This window comes from Chromobacterium vaccinii (assembly GCF_000971335.1).
Taxonomy (GTDB): domain Bacteria; phylum Pseudomonadota; class Gammaproteobacteria; order Burkholderiales; family Chromobacteriaceae; genus Chromobacterium; species Chromobacterium vaccinii.
This window is the reverse complement of record NZ_JZJL01000152.1, coordinates 1-500: the sequence shown is the minus strand read 5'-3', so window position 1 is coordinate 500 and position 500 is coordinate 1. Positions and strand designations below refer to the sequence as shown.

Annotated in this window: 1 protein-coding gene; it reads left to right on the top strand. The window is 69.4% G+C overall.

The genetic code is table 11. The features are described 5' to 3' along the window. Nucleotides 1–500, top strand: a 500-nt coding sequence (locus VL52_RS25155) for a condensation domain-containing protein (RefSeq protein ID WP_046159230.1), incomplete at both ends; no start/stop codon positions are given.

The window sequence follows — 500 nt, the reverse complement described above, 5'->3', positions numbered from 1 at the left end:
GCCATCGTCGCTTATTTCCATCGCTGGGGCGGCCAGCAAGAGATCTTGTTCCGGCTGGCGGTATCGGCGCGCAGCGATGCGACGCGACACGCGCCCGGCCACCTGGCGCATGCGTTGCCGCTGCTGGCCAGCCTGCCGCCGCGCGCCAGTCTGGCCGACATCGCGCGACAGCTGGACGGCGAGGTGGAGCGGATGCGTCCGCATACCCGCTATCGGGCTGAGGACATCGTGCGCGACCAGGCCGGTGCCGGTTTGGGGCGCGGGGCGCAGGGGCCTGTGATCAACCTCATGCCTTTTGCTTACCGCTTCGAGTTTGGCGCCTGTCGCGTGGAGTCCGCCCATCAGCTGACCGTCGGCGTGCTGGACACGCTGGAAGTGGCGGTGCACGACCGCAAGAACGGTGACGGCCTCCACCTCGATTTGTACGCATCCGAGCGCGGCTGCCCGCCCGAACCGCTGCGGCGGCATGCCCTGCGGCTGGCCCGGTTCATCGTCGAGGC